General features: G+C 72.0%; 17 protein-coding genes. All 17 read left to right on the forward strand.

The features are described 5' to 3' along the window. The first annotated feature begins 32 nt into the window (after window positions 1-32). A complete protein-coding gene (gene pyrR, locus ABD093_RS06490) occupies window positions 33-692 on the forward strand; it encodes a bifunctional pyr operon transcriptional regulator/uracil phosphoribosyltransferase PyrR (protein WP_343923232.1) in 660 nt (219 codons plus the stop codon). Further along, a complete protein-coding gene (locus tag ABD093_RS06495) occupies window positions 689-1,645 on the forward strand; it encodes an aspartate carbamoyltransferase catalytic subunit (RefSeq protein WP_343923234.1) in 957 nt (318 codons plus the stop codon). The genes pyrR and ABD093_RS06495 overlap by 4 nt, the downstream gene beginning before the upstream one ends. Continuing rightward, window positions 1,642-2,976, forward strand: coding sequence for a dihydroorotase (locus ABD093_RS06500; protein WP_343923236.1), 1,335 nt, complete (start codon window positions 1,642-1,644; stop codon window positions 2,974-2,976). Before ABD093_RS06495 ends, ABD093_RS06500 begins: the two co-directional genes overlap by 4 nt. Then, entirely contained in the window at window positions 2,973-3,467 is a 495-nt protein-coding gene (locus tag ABD093_RS06505; protein WP_343923238.1) for a PH-like domain-containing protein, read from the forward strand. The genes ABD093_RS06500 and ABD093_RS06505 overlap by 4 nt, the downstream gene beginning before the upstream one ends. Next, entirely contained in the window at window positions 3,464-4,714 is a 1,251-nt protein-coding gene (gene carA, locus ABD093_RS06510; protein ID WP_343923240.1) for a glutamine-hydrolyzing carbamoyl-phosphate synthase small subunit, read from the forward strand. Before ABD093_RS06505 ends, carA begins: the two co-directional genes overlap by 4 nt. Continuing rightward, window positions 4,714-8,079 (forward strand): carbamoyl-phosphate synthase large subunit, encoded by a 3,366-nt coding sequence (gene carB / locus ABD093_RS06515; protein WP_343923242.1) that lies wholly within the window; start codon window positions 4,714-4,716, stop codon window positions 8,077-8,079. The genes carA and carB overlap by 1 nt, the downstream gene beginning before the upstream one ends. Continuing rightward, a complete protein-coding gene (gene pyrF / locus ABD093_RS06520; protein ID WP_343923244.1) occupies window positions 8,076-8,951 on the forward strand; it encodes an orotidine-5'-phosphate decarboxylase in 876 nt (291 codons plus the stop codon). Before carB ends, pyrF begins: the two co-directional genes overlap by 4 nt. Before the next feature lie 206 nt (window positions 8,952-9,157). After that, window positions 9,158-9,484 (forward strand): integration host factor, actinobacterial type, encoded by a 327-nt coding sequence (gene mihF / locus ABD093_RS06525; RefSeq protein ID WP_193117277.1) that lies wholly within the window; start codon window positions 9,158-9,160, stop codon window positions 9,482-9,484. Next, window positions 9,481-10,077, forward strand: a complete 597-nt coding sequence (gene gmk, locus ABD093_RS06530) for a guanylate kinase (protein ID WP_343923247.1) — start codon at window positions 9,481-9,483, stop codon at window positions 10,075-10,077. Before mihF ends, gmk begins: the two co-directional genes overlap by 4 nt. Before the next feature lie 83 nt (window positions 10,078-10,160). Next, complete coding sequence (gene rpoZ / locus ABD093_RS06535) at window positions 10,161-10,523, forward strand: DNA-directed RNA polymerase subunit omega (protein WP_193117275.1); 363 nt, start codon at window positions 10,161-10,163, stop codon at window positions 10,521-10,523. A gap of 25 nt (window positions 10,524-10,548) precedes the next feature. Next, window positions 10,549-11,805: a bifunctional phosphopantothenoylcysteine decarboxylase/phosphopantothenate--cysteine ligase CoaBC gene (coaBC, locus tag ABD093_RS06540; RefSeq protein WP_343923249.1), complete on the forward strand. Its 1,257-nt coding sequence runs from the start codon at window positions 10,549-10,551 to the stop codon at window positions 11,803-11,805. Next, on the forward strand, window positions 11,802-13,010 hold the full coding sequence (gene metK / locus ABD093_RS06545; protein ID WP_193117273.1) for a methionine adenosyltransferase: 1,209 nt from the start codon (window positions 11,802-11,804) through the stop codon (window positions 13,008-13,010). The genes coaBC and metK overlap by 4 nt, the downstream gene beginning before the upstream one ends. Then, window positions 13,007-13,444, forward strand: coding sequence for a phosphoribosyl-AMP cyclohydrolase (hisI, locus tag ABD093_RS06550; protein ID WP_343923252.1), 438 nt, complete (start codon window positions 13,007-13,009; stop codon window positions 13,442-13,444). The genes metK and hisI overlap by 4 nt, the downstream gene beginning before the upstream one ends. Then, on the forward strand, window positions 13,441-15,081 hold the full coding sequence (locus ABD093_RS06555; protein ID WP_343923254.1) for an anthranilate synthase component I: 1,641 nt from the start codon (window positions 13,441-13,443) through the stop codon (window positions 15,079-15,081). The genes hisI and ABD093_RS06555 overlap by 4 nt, the downstream gene beginning before the upstream one ends. After that, entirely contained in the window at window positions 15,078-15,821 is a 744-nt protein-coding gene (locus ABD093_RS06560; RefSeq protein ID WP_343923256.1) for a Trp biosynthesis-associated membrane protein, read from the forward strand. Before ABD093_RS06555 ends, ABD093_RS06560 begins: the two co-directional genes overlap by 4 nt. A 122-nt stretch (window positions 15,822-15,943) precedes the next feature. Further along, a complete protein-coding gene (locus ABD093_RS06565) occupies window positions 15,944-16,192 on the forward strand; it encodes an HGxxPAAW family protein (protein WP_343923258.1) in 249 nt (82 codons plus the stop codon). After that, window positions 16,189-16,656 (forward strand): DUF2752 domain-containing protein, encoded by a 468-nt coding sequence (locus tag ABD093_RS06570; RefSeq protein WP_343923260.1) that lies wholly within the window; start codon window positions 16,189-16,191, stop codon window positions 16,654-16,656. The genes ABD093_RS06565 and ABD093_RS06570 overlap by 4 nt, the downstream gene beginning before the upstream one ends. Window positions 16,657-16,666 lie beyond the last annotated feature (10 nt).

A 16,666-nucleotide genomic window follows, 5' to 3' on the forward strand; every position in this document is an offset into this window, starting at 1 on the left:
CACGTCCCGTGAGGCGTGGAAGGGAGAACCCCATGCATGACGTACGACCATCTTCAGGATCCGCAGCAGGATCTGCAGCGGGAGACTCAGCCGATTCCCCGGCGGAGCACTCGCGAGTGCTCGGAGCCGAGGAGATCCGTCGGGCGCTGACGCGTATCGCCCACGAGATCCTCGAGAGCGGCCATGGCGCCGACGACCTCGTGCTGCTCGGCATCCCGCACCGCGGAGTGCCGCTCGCCGAGCGCCTCGCCGCCCAGATCGCGCGTGCCGAGGGCGACGACCGCCCGCTGGACCAGCTCGCCGGGTCCCTCGACATCACCATGTACCGCGACGACCTGCGGCACAATCCCACCCGGGCACCGAGCCCCACCCGTATCCCGCGCGAGGGCATCGACGGTCGCACCGTGGTGCTCGTCGACGACGTGCTGTACTCCGGCCGCACCATCCGTGCGGCCCTCGACGCCCTCGGGGCGATCGGCCGGCCCGCCGCCGTGCGCCTCGGCGTGCTCGTGGACCGCGGTCACCGGCAGCTCCCGATCCGCGCCGATCACGTCGGCAAGAACCTCCCCACCTCGCGCAGCGAGCGGGTGCACGTCCAGCTGACCGAGACGGACGGGGTCGACGCGGTCGACATCGTCCGCCCCGGCGCTGAAACAGGTCCCGGGACAGACACCGCGGAGGGGACGGCATGAGGCACTTCATCTCCATCGCGGACCTCGACCGTGACGAGGCGATCGCCGTGCTCGCGACCGCCGAGCACATGGCCGAGACCCAGTCGCGCTCGATCCGGAAGCTGCCCACTCTGGTCGGCACCACGGTCGTGAACCTCTTCTTCGAGGACTCCACCCGCACCCGGATCAGCTTCGAGGCCGCGGCCAAGCGGCTCTCCGCCGACGTCATCAACTTCTCCGCCAAGGGCTCGAGCATCTCCAAGGGGGAGACGCTCAAGGACACCGCGCTCACACTGCAGGCCATGGGAGCCGACGCGGTCGTGGTCCGCTCCGGGTCCTCCGGCGCGGCGCACCTGCTGGCCCATGCCGGCTGGATCGACCAGCCGATCGTGAACGCCGGCGACGGGGCCCACGAGCATCCGACGCAGGCGATGCTCGACGCCTTCACGATGCGTCGCCACCTGCGCCCCGGAGACCCCGGCGCCGGTCTCGACGGCCTCCACGTGGTCATCGTCGGCGATGTGCTCCACTCGCGGGTGGCGCGCTCGAACGTGCTCCTGCTGACCCTGCTCGGGGCCCGCGTCACCCTGGTCGCCCCGCCGGCCCTGGTGCCCGTCGGCGCCTCCGCGTGGCCCTGCGAGATCCGCTACGACCTCGACGAGGCCCTCGCGACCGGACCGGACGCGGTGATGATGCTCCGCGTCCAGAGCGAGCGCATGGTCGGCGGCGGCTTCTTCCCCACGGCGGGGGAGTACTCCCGCCGCTACGGGCTGACCACGGCCCGCGCGGCCTCCCTGCCCGACCACGCGATCGTGATGCACCCCGGCCCCATGAACCGCGGTTTCGAGATCGCCGGGGACGTCGCGGACTCCCCGCGCAGCGTCATCGTCGAGCAGGTCGCCTCCGGCGTGTTCGTCCGCATGGCCGTGCTCTACCACCTGCTCGCCACCGACTCCCGGGAGGGCCCCCGATGACCACCGACCAGAACGCATCCCCCGGTGGCACCGGGCCGTCCCCGCTGCTGATCCGCGGTGGCCGCCCCTACGGCGAGGATGTCCAGGACGTCCTGCTCGAGGCAGGCCGCATCACGGCGATCGGCACGGACCTCGAGGTGCCCGCCGACGCGGAGATCGTCGAGGCCGACGGCTGCATCGTGCTGCCGGGCCTCGTGGACCTGCACACCCATCTCCGGGAGCCCGGCGGGGAGGAGGCCGAGACCATCGAGTCCGGCACCCGCGCCGCCGCCCGGGGCGGCTTCACCGCGGTCCACGCCATGGCCAACACGCTGCCCGTCGCCGACACCGCCGGCGTCGTCGAGCAGGTCGCCCGCCGCGGAGAGACCGACGGCTGGTGCTCCGTGCGCCCCGTCGGCGCCGTGACCGTGGGACTCGCGGGGGAGCGCCTCGCCGAGCTCGACGCGATGGCCAACTCCCGGGCCAAGGTCCGCGTGTTCAGCGACGACGGCAAGTGCGTCCACGACCCCGTGCTGATGCGACGCGCCCTGGAGTACGTGAAGTCCTTCGACGGCGTCATCGCCCAGCATGCCCAGGACCCGCGGCTGACCGAGGGCGCCCAGATGCACGAGGGCGTCGTCTCCGCGGAGCTCGGCCTCGCCGGCTGGCCCGCGGTCGCCGAGGAGTCGATCATCGCGCGGGACGTCCTGCTGGCCCAGCACGTCGGCTCCCGCCTGCACGTGTGCCACCTGTCCACGGCTGGCAGCGTCGACATCGTGCGCTGGGCCAAGCAGCGCGGCATCGACGTGACCGCCGAGGTCACGCCCCACCACCTGCTGCTGACCGATGAGAACGTGCGCGCGTTCGACGCCGTGTTCAAGGTGAACCCGCCGCTGCGCACCGCCGAGGACGTCCAGGCGGTCCGCGACGGCCTCGCCGACGGCACGATCGACATCGTCGCCACCGATCACGCCCCGCACCCGCGCGACGCCAAGGACCGTGAGTGGGACCAGGCCGCCATGGGCATGACCGGGCTCGAGACGGCGCTCTCCCTCGTGCAGCTGACCATGGTCGACGAAGGTCGTCTGACCTGGCGCGACGTGGCCCGCGTGCTCTCGGAGAAGCCGGCCGAGATCGGCCGTGACGAGGAACAGGGCCAGGTGCTCGAGCCCGGTGCCCCGGCGCATGTGCTGGTCTGGGACCCTCGGCCCGTGCGCGTCGCCGATCCGGCCGAGCACGCCTCACGCAGCCGCAACTCCCCGTTCGCGGGCATCGAGCTGCCGGGGAGGAACCGCCTCACCGTGCTCGAGGGTCGGCCCACCGTGCGCGACGGCCTCGTGGTGGAGCGGTGAGCGAGCAGCTCGGACCGGTCCTCGCACTGGTCGCCCTCTTCGCCCTGATCCTGGTTCTCATGGCCTGGGGCTGGCGACGACGAGGGGCGTCCCAGTCGTCGCTGCCTCAGCCGCTCCGAGAGTCGCTCGAGGAGCTCGGGGAGGCCGTCGAGGTCGGTCCGCTCGACGCGGTCTACGTGAGCACTGTGCTCGCTCGCCAGCCCCTCGAGAGGGTGGTCGCCCACTCGCTCGGCCAGCGTGCGGCAGCCCTCGTCAGCATCGGCGCGGCCGGGACCTGGCACATCGTTCGCGAGGGCACAGAGCCCCTCACCATCTCCGCCGACTCCCTCGACGAGGTCACCGCCGGACCCGGCATGGCCGGCAAGTTCGTCGGCGGCGACGGCATCCTCATCCTGCGCTGGCGCCTCGGCGACCAGCTCCTCGACACCGGTCTGCGCCTCGCCCGGCGCGACGACCACGATCTGCTGCTCTCCCGGAAGGAGCACTCATGACAGTCCCCGCCCCTCACCAGTCCTCTGGCCCCGCATCGTCAGGCGCCCGGACCACCTTCCGCGTCCGTCGCGACCGCGCCCTCCTCGTCCTCGAGGACGGCACGGTCCTGCGCGGCACCTCCTACGGTGCCCAGGGCACCCGCCTCGGCGAGGTCGTCTTCACGACCGGCATGACCGGCTACCAGGAGACCCTCACCGATCCCTCCTACGCCGGGCAGATCGTCGTCCAGACCGCTCCGCACATCGGCAACACCGGCGCGAACGCCGAGGACATGGAGTCGAGGAAGGTCTGGGTGCGCGGCTATGCCGTGCGCGACGCCAGCCGCCTCGCCTCGAACTGGCGTTCCGAGCAGTCGCTGGACGACCTGCTGGTCAGCAGCGAGGTGGTGGGCATCAGCGATATCGATACCCGCATGCTCACCCGCCGCCTGCGGGACGCGGGATCGATGCGCGGGGGCATCTTCTCCGGGGAGGCGCTGCAGGGCACCGAGGACCAGCTCCTCGCCCAGGTGCGCGAGCAGCCCACCATGAGCGGCTCCAGCTTCGTCGAGGAGGTGACCATCGCGCAGCCGGTCGTGCTCGAGCCCGAGGGCGAGGTGCTCGGCACCGTCGCCGCCGTCGACCTCGGCATCAAGAGCGCCTCGCCCCGCAGCATGCTCTCCCGCGGGCTGCGGGTGCACCTGCTCCCGGCCACGACCTCCCTCGAGGAGCTGCTCGCCGTCGAGCCCGACGCCGTCTTCTTCTCCAACGGCCCCGGGGACCCCGCCGCCGCGACCGCCCAGGTCGAGCTGCTGCGGGGGGTGCTGGACGCCGGCCTGCCGTTCTTCGGCATCTGCTTCGGCAACCAGCTCCTGGGCCGGGCGCTCGGCTTCGACACCTACAAGCTGAAGTTCGGACACCGCGGCATCAACCAGCCCGTGATGGACCGGGAGACCGGCAAGGTCGAGATCACGGCCCACAACCACGGATTCGCCGTGGACGTCCCCCTCGAGGGCGAGCACGAGGCCCCGCACGACGGCGGCCGCTACGGCCGGGTCATCGTCACCCACGTCGGCCTCAACGACGACGTGGTCGAGGGCATCCGCTGCCTCGACCGCCCCGCCTACTCCGTCCAGTACCACCCGGAGGCCGCCGGCGGCCCGCACGACGCCTCCTACCTCTTCGACCGCCTCGTGGACCTGGTGACCGAGCGCCGCGCCGCCGCCGGCTCCTCCTCCCACATCCAGTCCTCGCAGAAGGAGTCCTGATGCCCCGTCGTCCCGACATCTCCTCCGTCCTCGTCATCGGCTCCGGCCCGATCGTCATCGGCCAGGCCGCGGAGTTCGACTACTCCGGCACCCAGGCCTGCCGGGTGCTGCGCGAGGAGGGCCTGCGGGTCATCCTCGTCAACTCGAACCCGGCGACGATCATGACGGACCCGGACATCGCCGATGCCACCTACATCGAGCCGATCGACCCCGACATCATCCGGTCGATCATCGCCGCCGAGCGTCCCGACGCGCTGCTGCCCACCCTCGGCGGCCAGACGGCGCTCAACGCCGCGATCGCCCTCGCCGAGAACGGCACCCTCGAGGAGTTCGGCGTCGAGATGATCGGTGCGAGCCTGGACGCGATCAACAAGGCCGAGGACCGCCAGCTGTTCAAGGAGGTCGTGGAGCGCGTCGGCGGCGAATCCGCGCGCTCGAAGATCTGCCACACGGTCGATGACCTGCTGGCGGGCGCGGAGGAGCTCGGGTACCCGATGGTGGTGCGTCCCAGCTTCACCATGGGCGGTCTCGGCTCCGGCATGGCCTATGACGAGAAGGACCTGCGCCGCATCGGCGGCGACGGCCTGCACTACTCGCCGACCACCGAGGTGCTCCTGGAGGAGTCCATCCTCGGCTGGAAGGAGTTCGAGCTCGAGCTGATGCGCGACCGCAACGACAACTGCGTGGTCGTCTGCTCGATCGAGAACGTCGACGCCGTGGGCGTGCACACCGGCGACTCGGTCACCGTGGCGCCGGCGCTCACGCTCACCGACGTCGAGATGCAGAAGCTGCGCGACCTGGGCATCGCCATCATCCGCGAGGTCGGGGTGGACACCGGCGGCTGCAACGTGCAGTTCGCGACGCACCCCGAGACCGGTCGCATCGTCGTCATCGAGATGAACCCGCGCGTCTCGCGCTCCTCGGCGCTGGCGTCCAAGGCCACCGGCTTCCCGATCGCGAAGATCGCGGCGCGCCTGGCCATCGGGTACTCGCTCGACGAGATCCGCAACGACATCACCGGCACCACGCCCGCGAGCTTCGAGCCCGCGCTGGACTACGTGGTCGTCAAGGTCCCGCGCTTCGCCTTCGAGAAGTTCCCGGCCGCGGACCCGACGCTGACCACCACCATGAAGAGCGTCGGCGAGGCGATGGCCATGGGCCGCAACTTCACCGAGGCCCTCGGCAAGGCGCAGCGGTCGATCGACGTCAAGGGCGCCGCGCCCACCTATGCGGGCACCCCGCCGACCGCTGCGGAGATCACCGGCCTGCTCGAGGAGGTGCGCACCCCCACCGACACCCGGCTGGTCACGATCTCGCGCATCCTGTGGGCCGCCGCCGAAGGGGTCGTGGACCCGACAGAGACCCTGGACCGCCTGGTCGAGGCGACCTGGATCGATCGCTGGTTCCTCGACCAGATGCTGCTGGTCGCCGAGCTCGCGGCCGAGATCCGCACCTCGGAGGTCCTCGACGCCGAGCTGCTGGCCCTGGCCAAGCGGCACGGCCTGTCCGACGACCAGATCGGTCGCCTGCGCGGACAGAGCGGCGACGTGGTCAAGGGAGTGCGCGAGGCACTGGGCATCAACCCGGTCTTCAAGACCGTCGACACCTGCGCGGCGGAGTTCGCCTCCCGCACGCCGTACCACTACTCCACCTACGACCAGGAGACGGAGGTCGAGCCGCGCGAGCGCCCGGCGATCCTGATCCTCGGCTCGGGCCCCAACCGCATCGGCCAGGGCATCGAGTTCGACTACTCCTGCGTGCACGCGGCCCTCGCGCTCGGTGACCGGGACCTGCCCGGCGGCGGCTACGAGACGGTCATGATCAACTGCAACCCCGAGACCGTCTCCACCGACTACGACATCGCGGACCGGCTCTACTTCGAGCCCCTCACCTTCGAGGACGTCGTCGAGGTGTACGAGGCGGAGAAGGCGGCCGGACCGGTCGCGGGCGTCATTGTCCAGCTCGGCGGCCAGACCCCGCTCTCGCTGGCGGACCGCCTCCAGGACGCCGGCCTGCCGATCATCGGCACCAGCCCCGCGGCGATCGACCTCGCCGAGGACCGCGGCCACTTCGGCGCGGTGCTCGCCGACGCCGACCTCCCCGCGCCGCCCTACGGCACCGCCTGGGGCCTCACGGATGCGACCGAGGTCGCCGCCGCCGTGGGGTACCCGGTGCTGGTGCGCCCGAGCTATGTGCTCGGCGGGCGCGGCATGGAGATCGTCTACGACCAGGAGGGCCTGGTCGACTACGTGAGCAGGAACCTGCCCGACGGGGGCCGCGCCGAGGCTCCGATCCTCATCGACCGCTTCCTGGACACCGCGATCGAGATCGACGTGGACGCCCTGTACGACGGGACGGACCTCTACCTCGGCGGCATCATGGAGCACATCGAGGAGGCCGGCATCCACTCCGGCGACTCCGCGTGCACCCTCCCGCCCGTCACCCTCTCCGACGACGTGATGGACCGCATCCGCACCTCGACCCTCGGGATCGCCGAGGGCGTGGGAGTGCGGGGCCTGCTCAACGTCCAGTACGCCCTCTCCCAGGGCACCCTGTACGTCCTCGAGGCCAACCCGCGCGCCTCGCGCACGGTGCCTTTCGTCGCCAAGGCCACCGGCGTGCCGCTCGCGCAGGCCGCGGCGCGGCTGATGGCGGGGGAGTCGATCGCCGAGCTGCGAGAGCGCGGCGTGCTGCCCGCCCAGGGCGATGGCGCCGACCTCCCCGACGACTCCCCGATCGCGGTCAAGGAGGCCGTGCTCCCGTTCAAGCGCTTCCGCACCCGTGAGGGTCGGGCCGTGGACTCGGTGCTCGGCCCGGAGATGCGCTCCACCGGCGAGGTCATGGGTCTGGACGCGACCTTCCCGCTCGCCTTCGCGAAGTCCCAGCTGGCGATCTCCGGGCAGGGGCTGCCGATGTCCGGCAGCGTGTTCATCTCGGTCGCCGACCGGGACAAGCGCGCCGTCGTGCTGCCCGCAGCCCGGCTCGCCGCGCTCGGCTTCGACATCCTCACCACGGCCGGCACCGGTCGCGTTCTGCGCCGCAGCGGAATCCCCTGCACGGTGCTGCGCAAGGCCTCGGAGACGGACGGCGAAGGGGCGAGCGTCATCGAGCTCCTCGAGTCCGGCGACATCGCCCTCGTGCTGAACACCCCCTCGGGATCGAACGCCCGCGCTGACGGCTACGCCATCCGCGCGGCGGCGACCAGCATGGACGTCCCGATGATCACGACGCTCCAGGAGTTCCAGGCCGCCGTGCAGGCGATCGAGGCACGCCCCGAGGAGCCGTTCGCGGTGGGCAGCCTGCAGGAGCACACCCGTCGCCTGGTCGAGGCCCGCGCGGCCGCGGTCGCCGAGGCGACGGCATGACGGGCGAGAACAGCGTGGACGTCACGGCCCCGACCCCCTTCGGCGCGCGCCTGCACCGGTCGGTGCAGGAGAACGGCCGGATCCTCGCAGGGATCGACCCCCACGCCTCGCTGCTGGAGGCGTGGGGCCTGCCGGACACCCCGGCCGGGCTCGCGGAGTTCTCCCGCGTCGCGCTGGACGCCGTCGCGGGGCAGGTCGCGGCGATCAAGCCGCAGTCGGCCTTCTTCGAGCGTCACGGATCCGCCGGGGTCGCGGTCCTCGAGGGCCTCCTGGCCGCGGCGCGCGAGCGCGGGGTGCTCACCATCCTCGACGTCAAGCGCGGGGACATCGGCTCGACCATGGGGGCGTACGCCCAGGCGCACCTCCTCCCGGGAGCGCCGCTCGAGGCTGATGCGATCACCGTGAGCCCGTACCTGGGGACCGGATCGCTCGACCCCGCGGTGCAGCTCGCCCTCGAGCACGGCAAGGGACTGTTCGTCCTCGCGCTGACGTCGAACCCCGACGGACCGCAGGTCCAGCACGCGCTGAGCGCTCCTGACACGCCGGTGGCGCTCGAGATCGCGCGACACGCCGAGCGGATCGGTGCCGGAGATCCGGGGGAGTGGGGGAGCGTCGGCCTGGTCGTCGGTGCGACCGTCGGAGATGCCTATCGTCGGCTCGGGCTCGACCGTGCGGCTCCCTCGGTGCCGCTGCTCGCCCCGGGCTTCGGAGCCCAGGGCGCAGGCCCCGCCGAGATGTCGGAAGTGTTCGGCGAAAATGCAGGTCACGTCCTGATTTCGCTGTCCCGGGGGATCCTGTCGCAGGGTCCGGATCCGGAGCGTCTGAGCCATATCGTCGGCCAGCTCCGGGACGAGTACAGCGCCCGGCCGTGAGCGGCTGAGCGGGGCGGCGCACACCGTCCCGGACGACGGTCCCAGGGGCGTCCCGGACGAGTCCGGGACGCCCCTGATCTGCATCCGACCTGGGGCTGAGCGTGTCAGAAGTGCCCTTGGCCACGATATTGGGGTTACGCTCTTCCCACACGCGAGGTCCTCCCGGATCCCGCCCGTCACCAGCAAGAGAAGATGAGGTAAGAACAGTGGCTCTCCCTCCCCTCACCCCTGAGCAGCGGGCCGACGCCCTGAAGAAGGCCGCCGAGGCTCGTCGCGAGCGCGCGGTCATCAAGGCCCGGCTCAAGGACAGCGCCGGCCACCGTGGCGCCGAGATCAAGAAGGTGCTCGTCGAGGCCGAGTCCAACGAGATCGTCGGTCGCCTCCGGGTCGCCGCGCTGCTCGAGGCTCTGCCCGGCGTCGGCAAGGTCAAGGCTCAGCAGATCATGGAGGAGATCGGCATCTCCCCCTCCCGCAAGATCCGGGGCCTCGGCTCCCATCAGGCGGAGAAGCTCGTCGCCCACTTCTCCGAGTGACCGATCCGTCAGGGGCCGGTGCCGTCACGGCACCGGCCCCCGTCACGGTCCTGGCCGGACCGACGGCCGTCGGCAAGGGCACGGTCTCCGCGGCGATCCGTGCGCAGTACCCCGAGATCTGGCTGTCCGTCTCCGCGACCACCCGGGCCGCACGTCCCGGTGAGGTCGACGGCGTGCACTACCGGTTCGTGGAGGAGGAGGAGTTCTCCCGCCTCATCGACACCGGGCAGATGCTCGAGTGGGCAGTCGTCCACGGTCACAACAAGTACGGCACCCCGCGCGGTCCCGTCGAGGAGAAGGTCGCCGAAGGGCGGCCCGTGCTGCTCGAGATCGACCTCGCCGGCGCCCGACAGGTCCGCGAGTCCCTGCCGGATGCGCGCTTCGTGTTCCTCGCCCCGCCGGACTGGGACACCCTGGTGGACCGGCTCGTGGGCCGCGGCACCGAGGACGCCCAGGAGCGCGAGCGCCGCCTGGAGACCGCGAAGGTCGAGCTGGCCGCAGAGAGCGAGTTCGACGTGACGATTATCAACGACACCGTGGATCGCGCCGCCGCGGAGCTCGCCGGACTGATCGGCGTGCGCGACCTCACCTGACCTGTGCGCAGGCGCGCTCGCCCCCGACCGGGTCGAGGGCGTATCCTGAAGCGTCGCACCCCGAAACTGACGAAGGGACTTCCGTGGCCGGAACAGTCGCTCAGCCCGAAGGCATCACGAACCCCCCGATCGACCGTCTCCTGGAGACCGTCGATTCCAAGTACGCGCTGGTGCTCTACGGCTCCCAGCGCGCGCGCCAGATCAACGCCTACTACTCGCAGCTCTCCGAGGGCCTGCTCGAGTTCGTCGGCCCGCTGGTGGACGTCGACAACCAGGAGAAGTCCCTGTCGATCGCGCTGCGCGAGATCGACGAGGGCCTGCTGACCGTCCGCGAGATCGACGAGGCCGAGTACGCCGCCCAGAACGAGCCCGATCCCGACGCCCCGGCGCCGCTCAAGCTCGGCGACGACGCCCCCGAGGTCCCGCCCTCCGGCTTCAGCTTCTGACCCTCACCCTCCACCGGGAGCTGCGATGAGCCTCGTGAAGAGCACCCTCGCTGGTGCCCGTGTCCTGGTCGGCGTCGGCGGAGGGATCGCCGCCTACAAGAACGCGCACCCGGNAGGGGCCGACGTGCGCGTCGTCCCGACCGCGTCCTCGCTGCAGTTCATGGGCGCTGCGACCTGGGAGGCCCTCAGCGGGCACACGGTCCTGACGTCGGTGTTCGAGGACGTCGACCAGGTCGCGCACGTCCGGTTCGGCCAGGAGGCCGACCTGGTCGTGATCGCTCCCGCCACCGCCGACCTGCTGGCGCGGATGCGAGCAGGACGCGCCGATGACCTGCTCACCGCGTCCCTGCTCGTGACCCGGGCACCGGTGGTCGTCGCCCCGGCGATGCACACCGAGATGTGGGATCACCCGGCCACCGTCGAGAACGTCGCCGTGCTGCGAGAGCGCGGCGTCATCGTGCTGGAGCCTGCCGTCGGCCGCCTGACCGGCCCCGACTCCGGACCCGGACGGCTGCCCGAGCCCGCTGCGCTCCTCGAGGCCGCGCGCGCCGCGATCACGGCACCGCGCGACGAGCGCGGGATGATCCTCCAGGACCTCGCCGGGCGCGAGCTGCTCATCACCGCCGGCGGCACCCGGGAGGATCTGGACCCGGTCCGCTTCCTCGCCAACCACTCGTCCGGACGGCAGGGCTGGGCCCTGGCCCACGCCGCTCTCGTACGGGGCGCCCGCGTGCTCCTGGCCGCAGCGAACGTCGACCTGGAGACGCCGCCCGGCGCCCGACGGCTCGACGTCGGCAGTGCCGCCGACCTCGCCGCGGCCGTCACCGAGCACCGCCGCGGCGTGGACGCGCTGGTCATGGCGGCCGCTGTGGCAGATTTCACCGCCGCCGAGCCGAGCCGGGAGAAGATCAAGAAGGACGAGTCCGAGGGCGACTCCGTGCCCACGATCGCCCTGCGCCGCACCGACGACATCCTGCGTCACAGCGTGCTGGATCGAGGCGACGGTGAGCGCCCCGCGATCGTCGGCTTCGCGGCCGAGACCGGCGGGAACGGCAGCTCCGCCCTGGAGCTGGCCCGTTCCAAGGCCCGTCGCAAGGGTGCTGACCTGCTGGTCTTCAACGACGTCACCGCAGGGGTGTTCGGCTCCCCCGACAACGCCGTGCGCATCCTGGACGGCGACGGGGGAGAGGTCGCCGAGGCGACGGGCAGCAAGACCGTCGTGGCTCACGCGGTGCTCGACGAACTCGCCGGTCGGCTGCCGCAAGTACCCTGGTCCGCATGACCTCCAGCGAGCTGCGCACCTTCACCTCAGAATCGGTCACCGAAGGCCACCCGGACAAGATCTGCGACCAGATCTCCGATGCGATCCTCGATGACCTGCTGTCCCAGGACCGCGACGCACGCGTCGCCGTCGAGACCATGGTGACCACCGGCCTCGTGCACGTGGCCGGCGAGGTCCGCACCACCGGCTACAGCGACGTCGCGACGATCGTGCGCGACGTCATCCGGGAGATCGGCTACGACTCGTCCGAGAAGGGCTTCGACGCGGACTCCTGCGGCATCGAGGTCTCCATCGGTGCGCAGTCACCGGACATCGCCCAGGGTGTGGACACCTCCTTCGAGACCCGCGGCGACGCCGCCGCCGAAGCCTTCGCACGGCTCGGCGCCGGGGACCAGGGACTCATGTTCGGGTATGCCTGCCACGACACCCCTGAGCTGATGCCGCTGCCGATCCACGCGGCGCACCGGCTCACCGCGAACCTCTCGGCGGCCCGTCGCGACGGCGTGCTGCCCTACCTGCGCCCCGACGGCAAGACCCAGGTCTCGATCGGCTACGACGAGGACGGGGTGGCCCGCACCGTCGAGGCCGTCGTCGTCTCCACGCAGCACAGCGAGGAGGTCGACCTCGCCAGCCAGCTCGCACCGGCCATCTCCAAGGTGGTCGTCGCTCCGGTCCTCGAGGACCTCGCGGCGCTGGGCCTGGACGTCTCGGACGTCACCACCCACATCAACCCCTCGGGCCGTTTCGTGCTCGGCGGGCCCAAGGGCGATGCGGGCCTGACCGGCCGCAAGATCATCGTGGACACCTACGGCGGCATGGCCCGTCACGGCGGCGGAGCCTTCTCCGGCAAGGACCCCTCGAAGGTGGACCGCTCCGGGGCGTACGCCATGCGCTGGGTCGCCAAGAACATCGTCGCCGCGGGCCTCGCGGACCGCTGCGAGGTGCAGGTCGCCTATGCGATCGGCGTCGCGGAGCCCGTGGGTCTCTACGTCGAGACGTTCGGCACCGCTCACCGTCCCGCCCACCAGATCGCGGCTGCCGTGCGGAAGGTCTTCGACCTGCGCCCCGCCGCGCTGATCGACGCCCTGGACCTGCTGCGCCCGATCTACGCCCTCACCTCGGTGCACGGCCACTTCGGCCGGGAGCTGCCCGAGTTCACCTGGGAGCGCGCCGATCGCGCGGAGGAGCTGGAGCGCGCGCTGTGACCACGCCCGCCGCCGCCCAGCCTGCTGCCCCGCAGCCCACCGCCACGCAGCCCGCCGTCCCCGTCTCGGGCCTGGACCCGGAGCTCGCCGCGCGTCTGAAGCGTGACGAGGCCGGCCTGATCACCGCCGTCGTCCAGGACGCCGCCGACCATCGTGTGCTGATGGTCGGCTGGATGGATGACGAGGCCCTGCACCGCACGCTCACCTCCGGCCGCGCCACCTACTGGTCGCGGTCCCGGCGCGAGTACTGGCGCAAGGGCGATACGAGCGGACACGTGCAGTGGGTCCGCTCCGTCGCGATCGACTGCGACGCCGACACCCTGCTGATCGAGGTGGACCAGGTGGGCGCCGCCTGCCATCGCGGCACCGAGACCTGTTTCGACGGCGGCGACCTGGGCGCCGTCGTCCTGGACCCCACGGAGCGCACCGCATGACCGACCGTCCCACCCCTGCCCCGACTGATCGCCCCGCCAGAGCATCCGCCGCCGGCAGCTCCGCCGCCGGTGACCGCTCCGAGGTCTACCCCGAGCTGGTCGCCGGCCGGGAGGGCGACACCCTGGGCGTGATCCAGCCCGACCGCGCCACGTTCCGGGCGCTGGCCGCCCGCCAGCGCGTGGTGCCCGTGAGCGTGCGGCTCCTCGCCGACGAGGACACCCCCGTGTCCCTGTACCGCCGCCTCACCGCGGACGGTGACGGCCGCGGCACGTTCCTCCTCGAATCCGCCGGCGAGGGCGAGTCCTCCCGCTGGTCGATCATCGGCACGCGCGCCCGCGCCGTGCTCACCGAGCACGAGGGCCGGGCCCGCTGGATCGGGGACGTCCCCAGCGGGGTGCCCGTCGACGGCAGCCCGGTCGAGGCGCTGCGCGAGGTCACCAGTGCCTTCCGCGCCGCCCGGCAGCCCCACCTGCCGCCGTTCTCCGGCGGCATGGTCGGATACATCGCCTACGACGCCGTGCGTCACTGGGAGAAGCTCCCCGACTCCCCGCCCGACGAGGTGGGCCTGCCGGACCTCTCCATGCTGCTGGCGCAGGACGTCGTGGTCCACGACGCCCATGACTCCACGGTCGTCCTGGTCGCCAACGCCCTGAACCTCAACGCCACGGACGACGGGGTGGACGCCGCCTATGACGACGCGATCGCCCGCCTCGACGTGATGCGGGACCGCCTGCGGACTCCGCTGAGCGGCGGTGCGATGGTCTACGAGACAGTGCGCGACCTCGAGCCGAAGTCCCGCACCGCGCGGCTCGACTACGAGCGGGCCGTGCACGAGGCGGTCCAGGACATCGTCGACGGCGAGATCTTCCAGGTGGTGCCCTCCCAGCGGTTCTCCCTCCCGGCCGCGGCGCACCCGCTGGACGTCTATCGGGTGCTGCGGCGCATGAACCCCAGCCCGTACATGTACCTGCTGCGCACGATCGACGCCGACGGCGAGCCGATCGACGTGGTGGGCGCGAGCCCGGAGTCGCTGGTGACCGTGCGGGGCCGGACCGCGACCACGCACCCCATCGCGGGCTCGCGGCCGCGCGGGGCCACCCCGGAGGAGGACGAGCACCTGGGCCAGGAGCTGCTCGCCGATCCCAAGGAGCGCTCGGAGCACCTGATGCTGGTGGACCTCGCCCGCAACGACCTCCAGAAGTTCTGCGAGCCCGGCACGGTGGTGGTGCGCGACTTCATGCACATCGAGCGCTTCTCGCACATCCAGCACATCGTCTCCACGGTGACCGGGACGATCCGCGAGGACGCCCTGGCCTACGACGCCCTGCGGGCCACGTTCCCCGCGGGCACCCTCTCGGGGGCACCGAAGCCCTCGGCGATGCGGATCATCGACCGGTTGGAGCCGGTGCGCCGCGGCGTCTACGGGGGCACCGTGGGCTACATCGACTTCGCGGGAGACCTGGACATGGCGATCGCGATCCGCACAGCGGTCCTCAAGGACGGCACCGCCCACGTGCAGGCCGGCGGGGGTGTGGTGGCGGATTCCGATGCCACCACCGAGTACCGCGAGACCCAGTCGAAGGCGGCGGCGGCCCTGCGCGCCGTGGCCTCCGCCGACACGCTGCGCCCCGCATGAGCACCCCGACACCGGCAGCGCCGATCGACCCGCAGCAGGATCGCCCGCAGCAGCGCACGTCCGGCCGCCGAACCGGCGCTCGTCCCGGCCGCGCCGTCACCGTGCTCGCGGGCACGGTCTTCTCCGGACTGCTGATCGGTGCCACGCGGCTGACCTGGGCCCAGGCGGACGCCCCTGATCTCACCGGCAGCGCGCAGTCCGTCGCGGTCACCGGCACCGACGCCGCCCCCGCGGTGCTCGCCCTGGCGATCGTGGCCATCGCCGCATCCCTCGCGACCTCCCTGGCCTCGTCCTGGGTGCGCTTCGTCACCGGGCCGGTGCTGATCGTGGCCGGGCTCGGCGCGGCCTGGTCGTCGTTCGCCGTCACCCTCGACCCTCAGGGAGCCGCGGCCGGAGCGGTCACCGAGGCCACCGGGGTGGTCGGTTCGCAGGTCGATGCCGCGGCCACGACGTGGCCCCTCCTCGCGATCCTGCCCGCGCTCGTCCTCTGCGCGATCGGGGTCGTGGTGCTCCTCGTGGGAGGGCGCTGGCCGCGAGGGACCCGCTACCGCAGCGCGGCGGTCGCCGCGCCGTCGGACCCGGCCGAGGACCCGGCCGCAGCCTGGGATGCGCTCACCCGGGGCGAAGATCCCAGCGCCGGCCTGCCGGAGCCGGAAGCCGGTCCACCTGCTCCCGAGGACGGAGCACAGCCCCCGCCCGGAGGGAGCGAGGACGGCTCGTCCGGGAGCCCCACCCGCTGACGGTGCTGGTGACGGTGCTCACCCTGGCCGCGCCACCTGCGGAGCTGTGCGGACGCCTCCGCGTCGACCCGCCGATGACGTGGCACAATGGCCTGGACCGGGCCCCTGACTGGAGAAGGATCATGACCAAGACCTACACCGTGCCGCCGCCCCCGCCCCACAACGAGGGCAAGACCGTGGCCGCCTACACGCTGAACTTCGGCGTGGTCCTCGGCGCCCTCTTCATCGGGCTGGGCATGGTCCTGCCGATGGTGCTGCTCGTGTGGATCGGCACCGGCGTGATCGCCGTGTCGATCATCGCCGGCATCGTCCTATCCCTCGCCGGCTTCGGTCAGCCCCGTCGTCGGGCCTCTGAGGCCGAAGCGCGGTGACCACCGGGGTGGGCGACCGGCACGGCGCTGCCGTGACGGCCGTTCCCGCCCGCGGACTGCGCAGGGCGCTGCTCCCGGCGGGCATCGTGGCCGGCGGCCTCGCCCTGGCGGTCGGGGTCCAGCTGGTCTTCGACCCGTTCCGCACGGACATCCCGCTGTGCATCGTCTACCACCTGACAGGCCTGTACTGCCCGGGCTGCGGCGCGATCCGTGCCGTGCACTCCGTGCTCGCCGGGGATCTGCTGCTCGCCCTGCGCAGCAATGCGCTGATCACCGTCGCACTGCCGCTGGTGGCCGCAGCCTTCGTGCTCTGGACGATCCGCCGGGTGCGCGGGCTGGCCACCGACCTGCTGCCCTCCACCCGGGTGGCATACATCCTGGTCGCCCTCATCGCCGTCTTCACCGTGCTGCGCAACCTTCCCGCCTTCTGGTTCATCGCCCCGATCTCCTTCATCGGCGCCTGAGACCGGACCC

The organism is Brachybacterium tyrofermentans, from assembly GCF_039526165.1.
GTDB classification, from domain to species: Bacteria; Actinomycetota; Actinomycetes; order Actinomycetales; family Dermabacteraceae; genus Brachybacterium; species Brachybacterium tyrofermentans.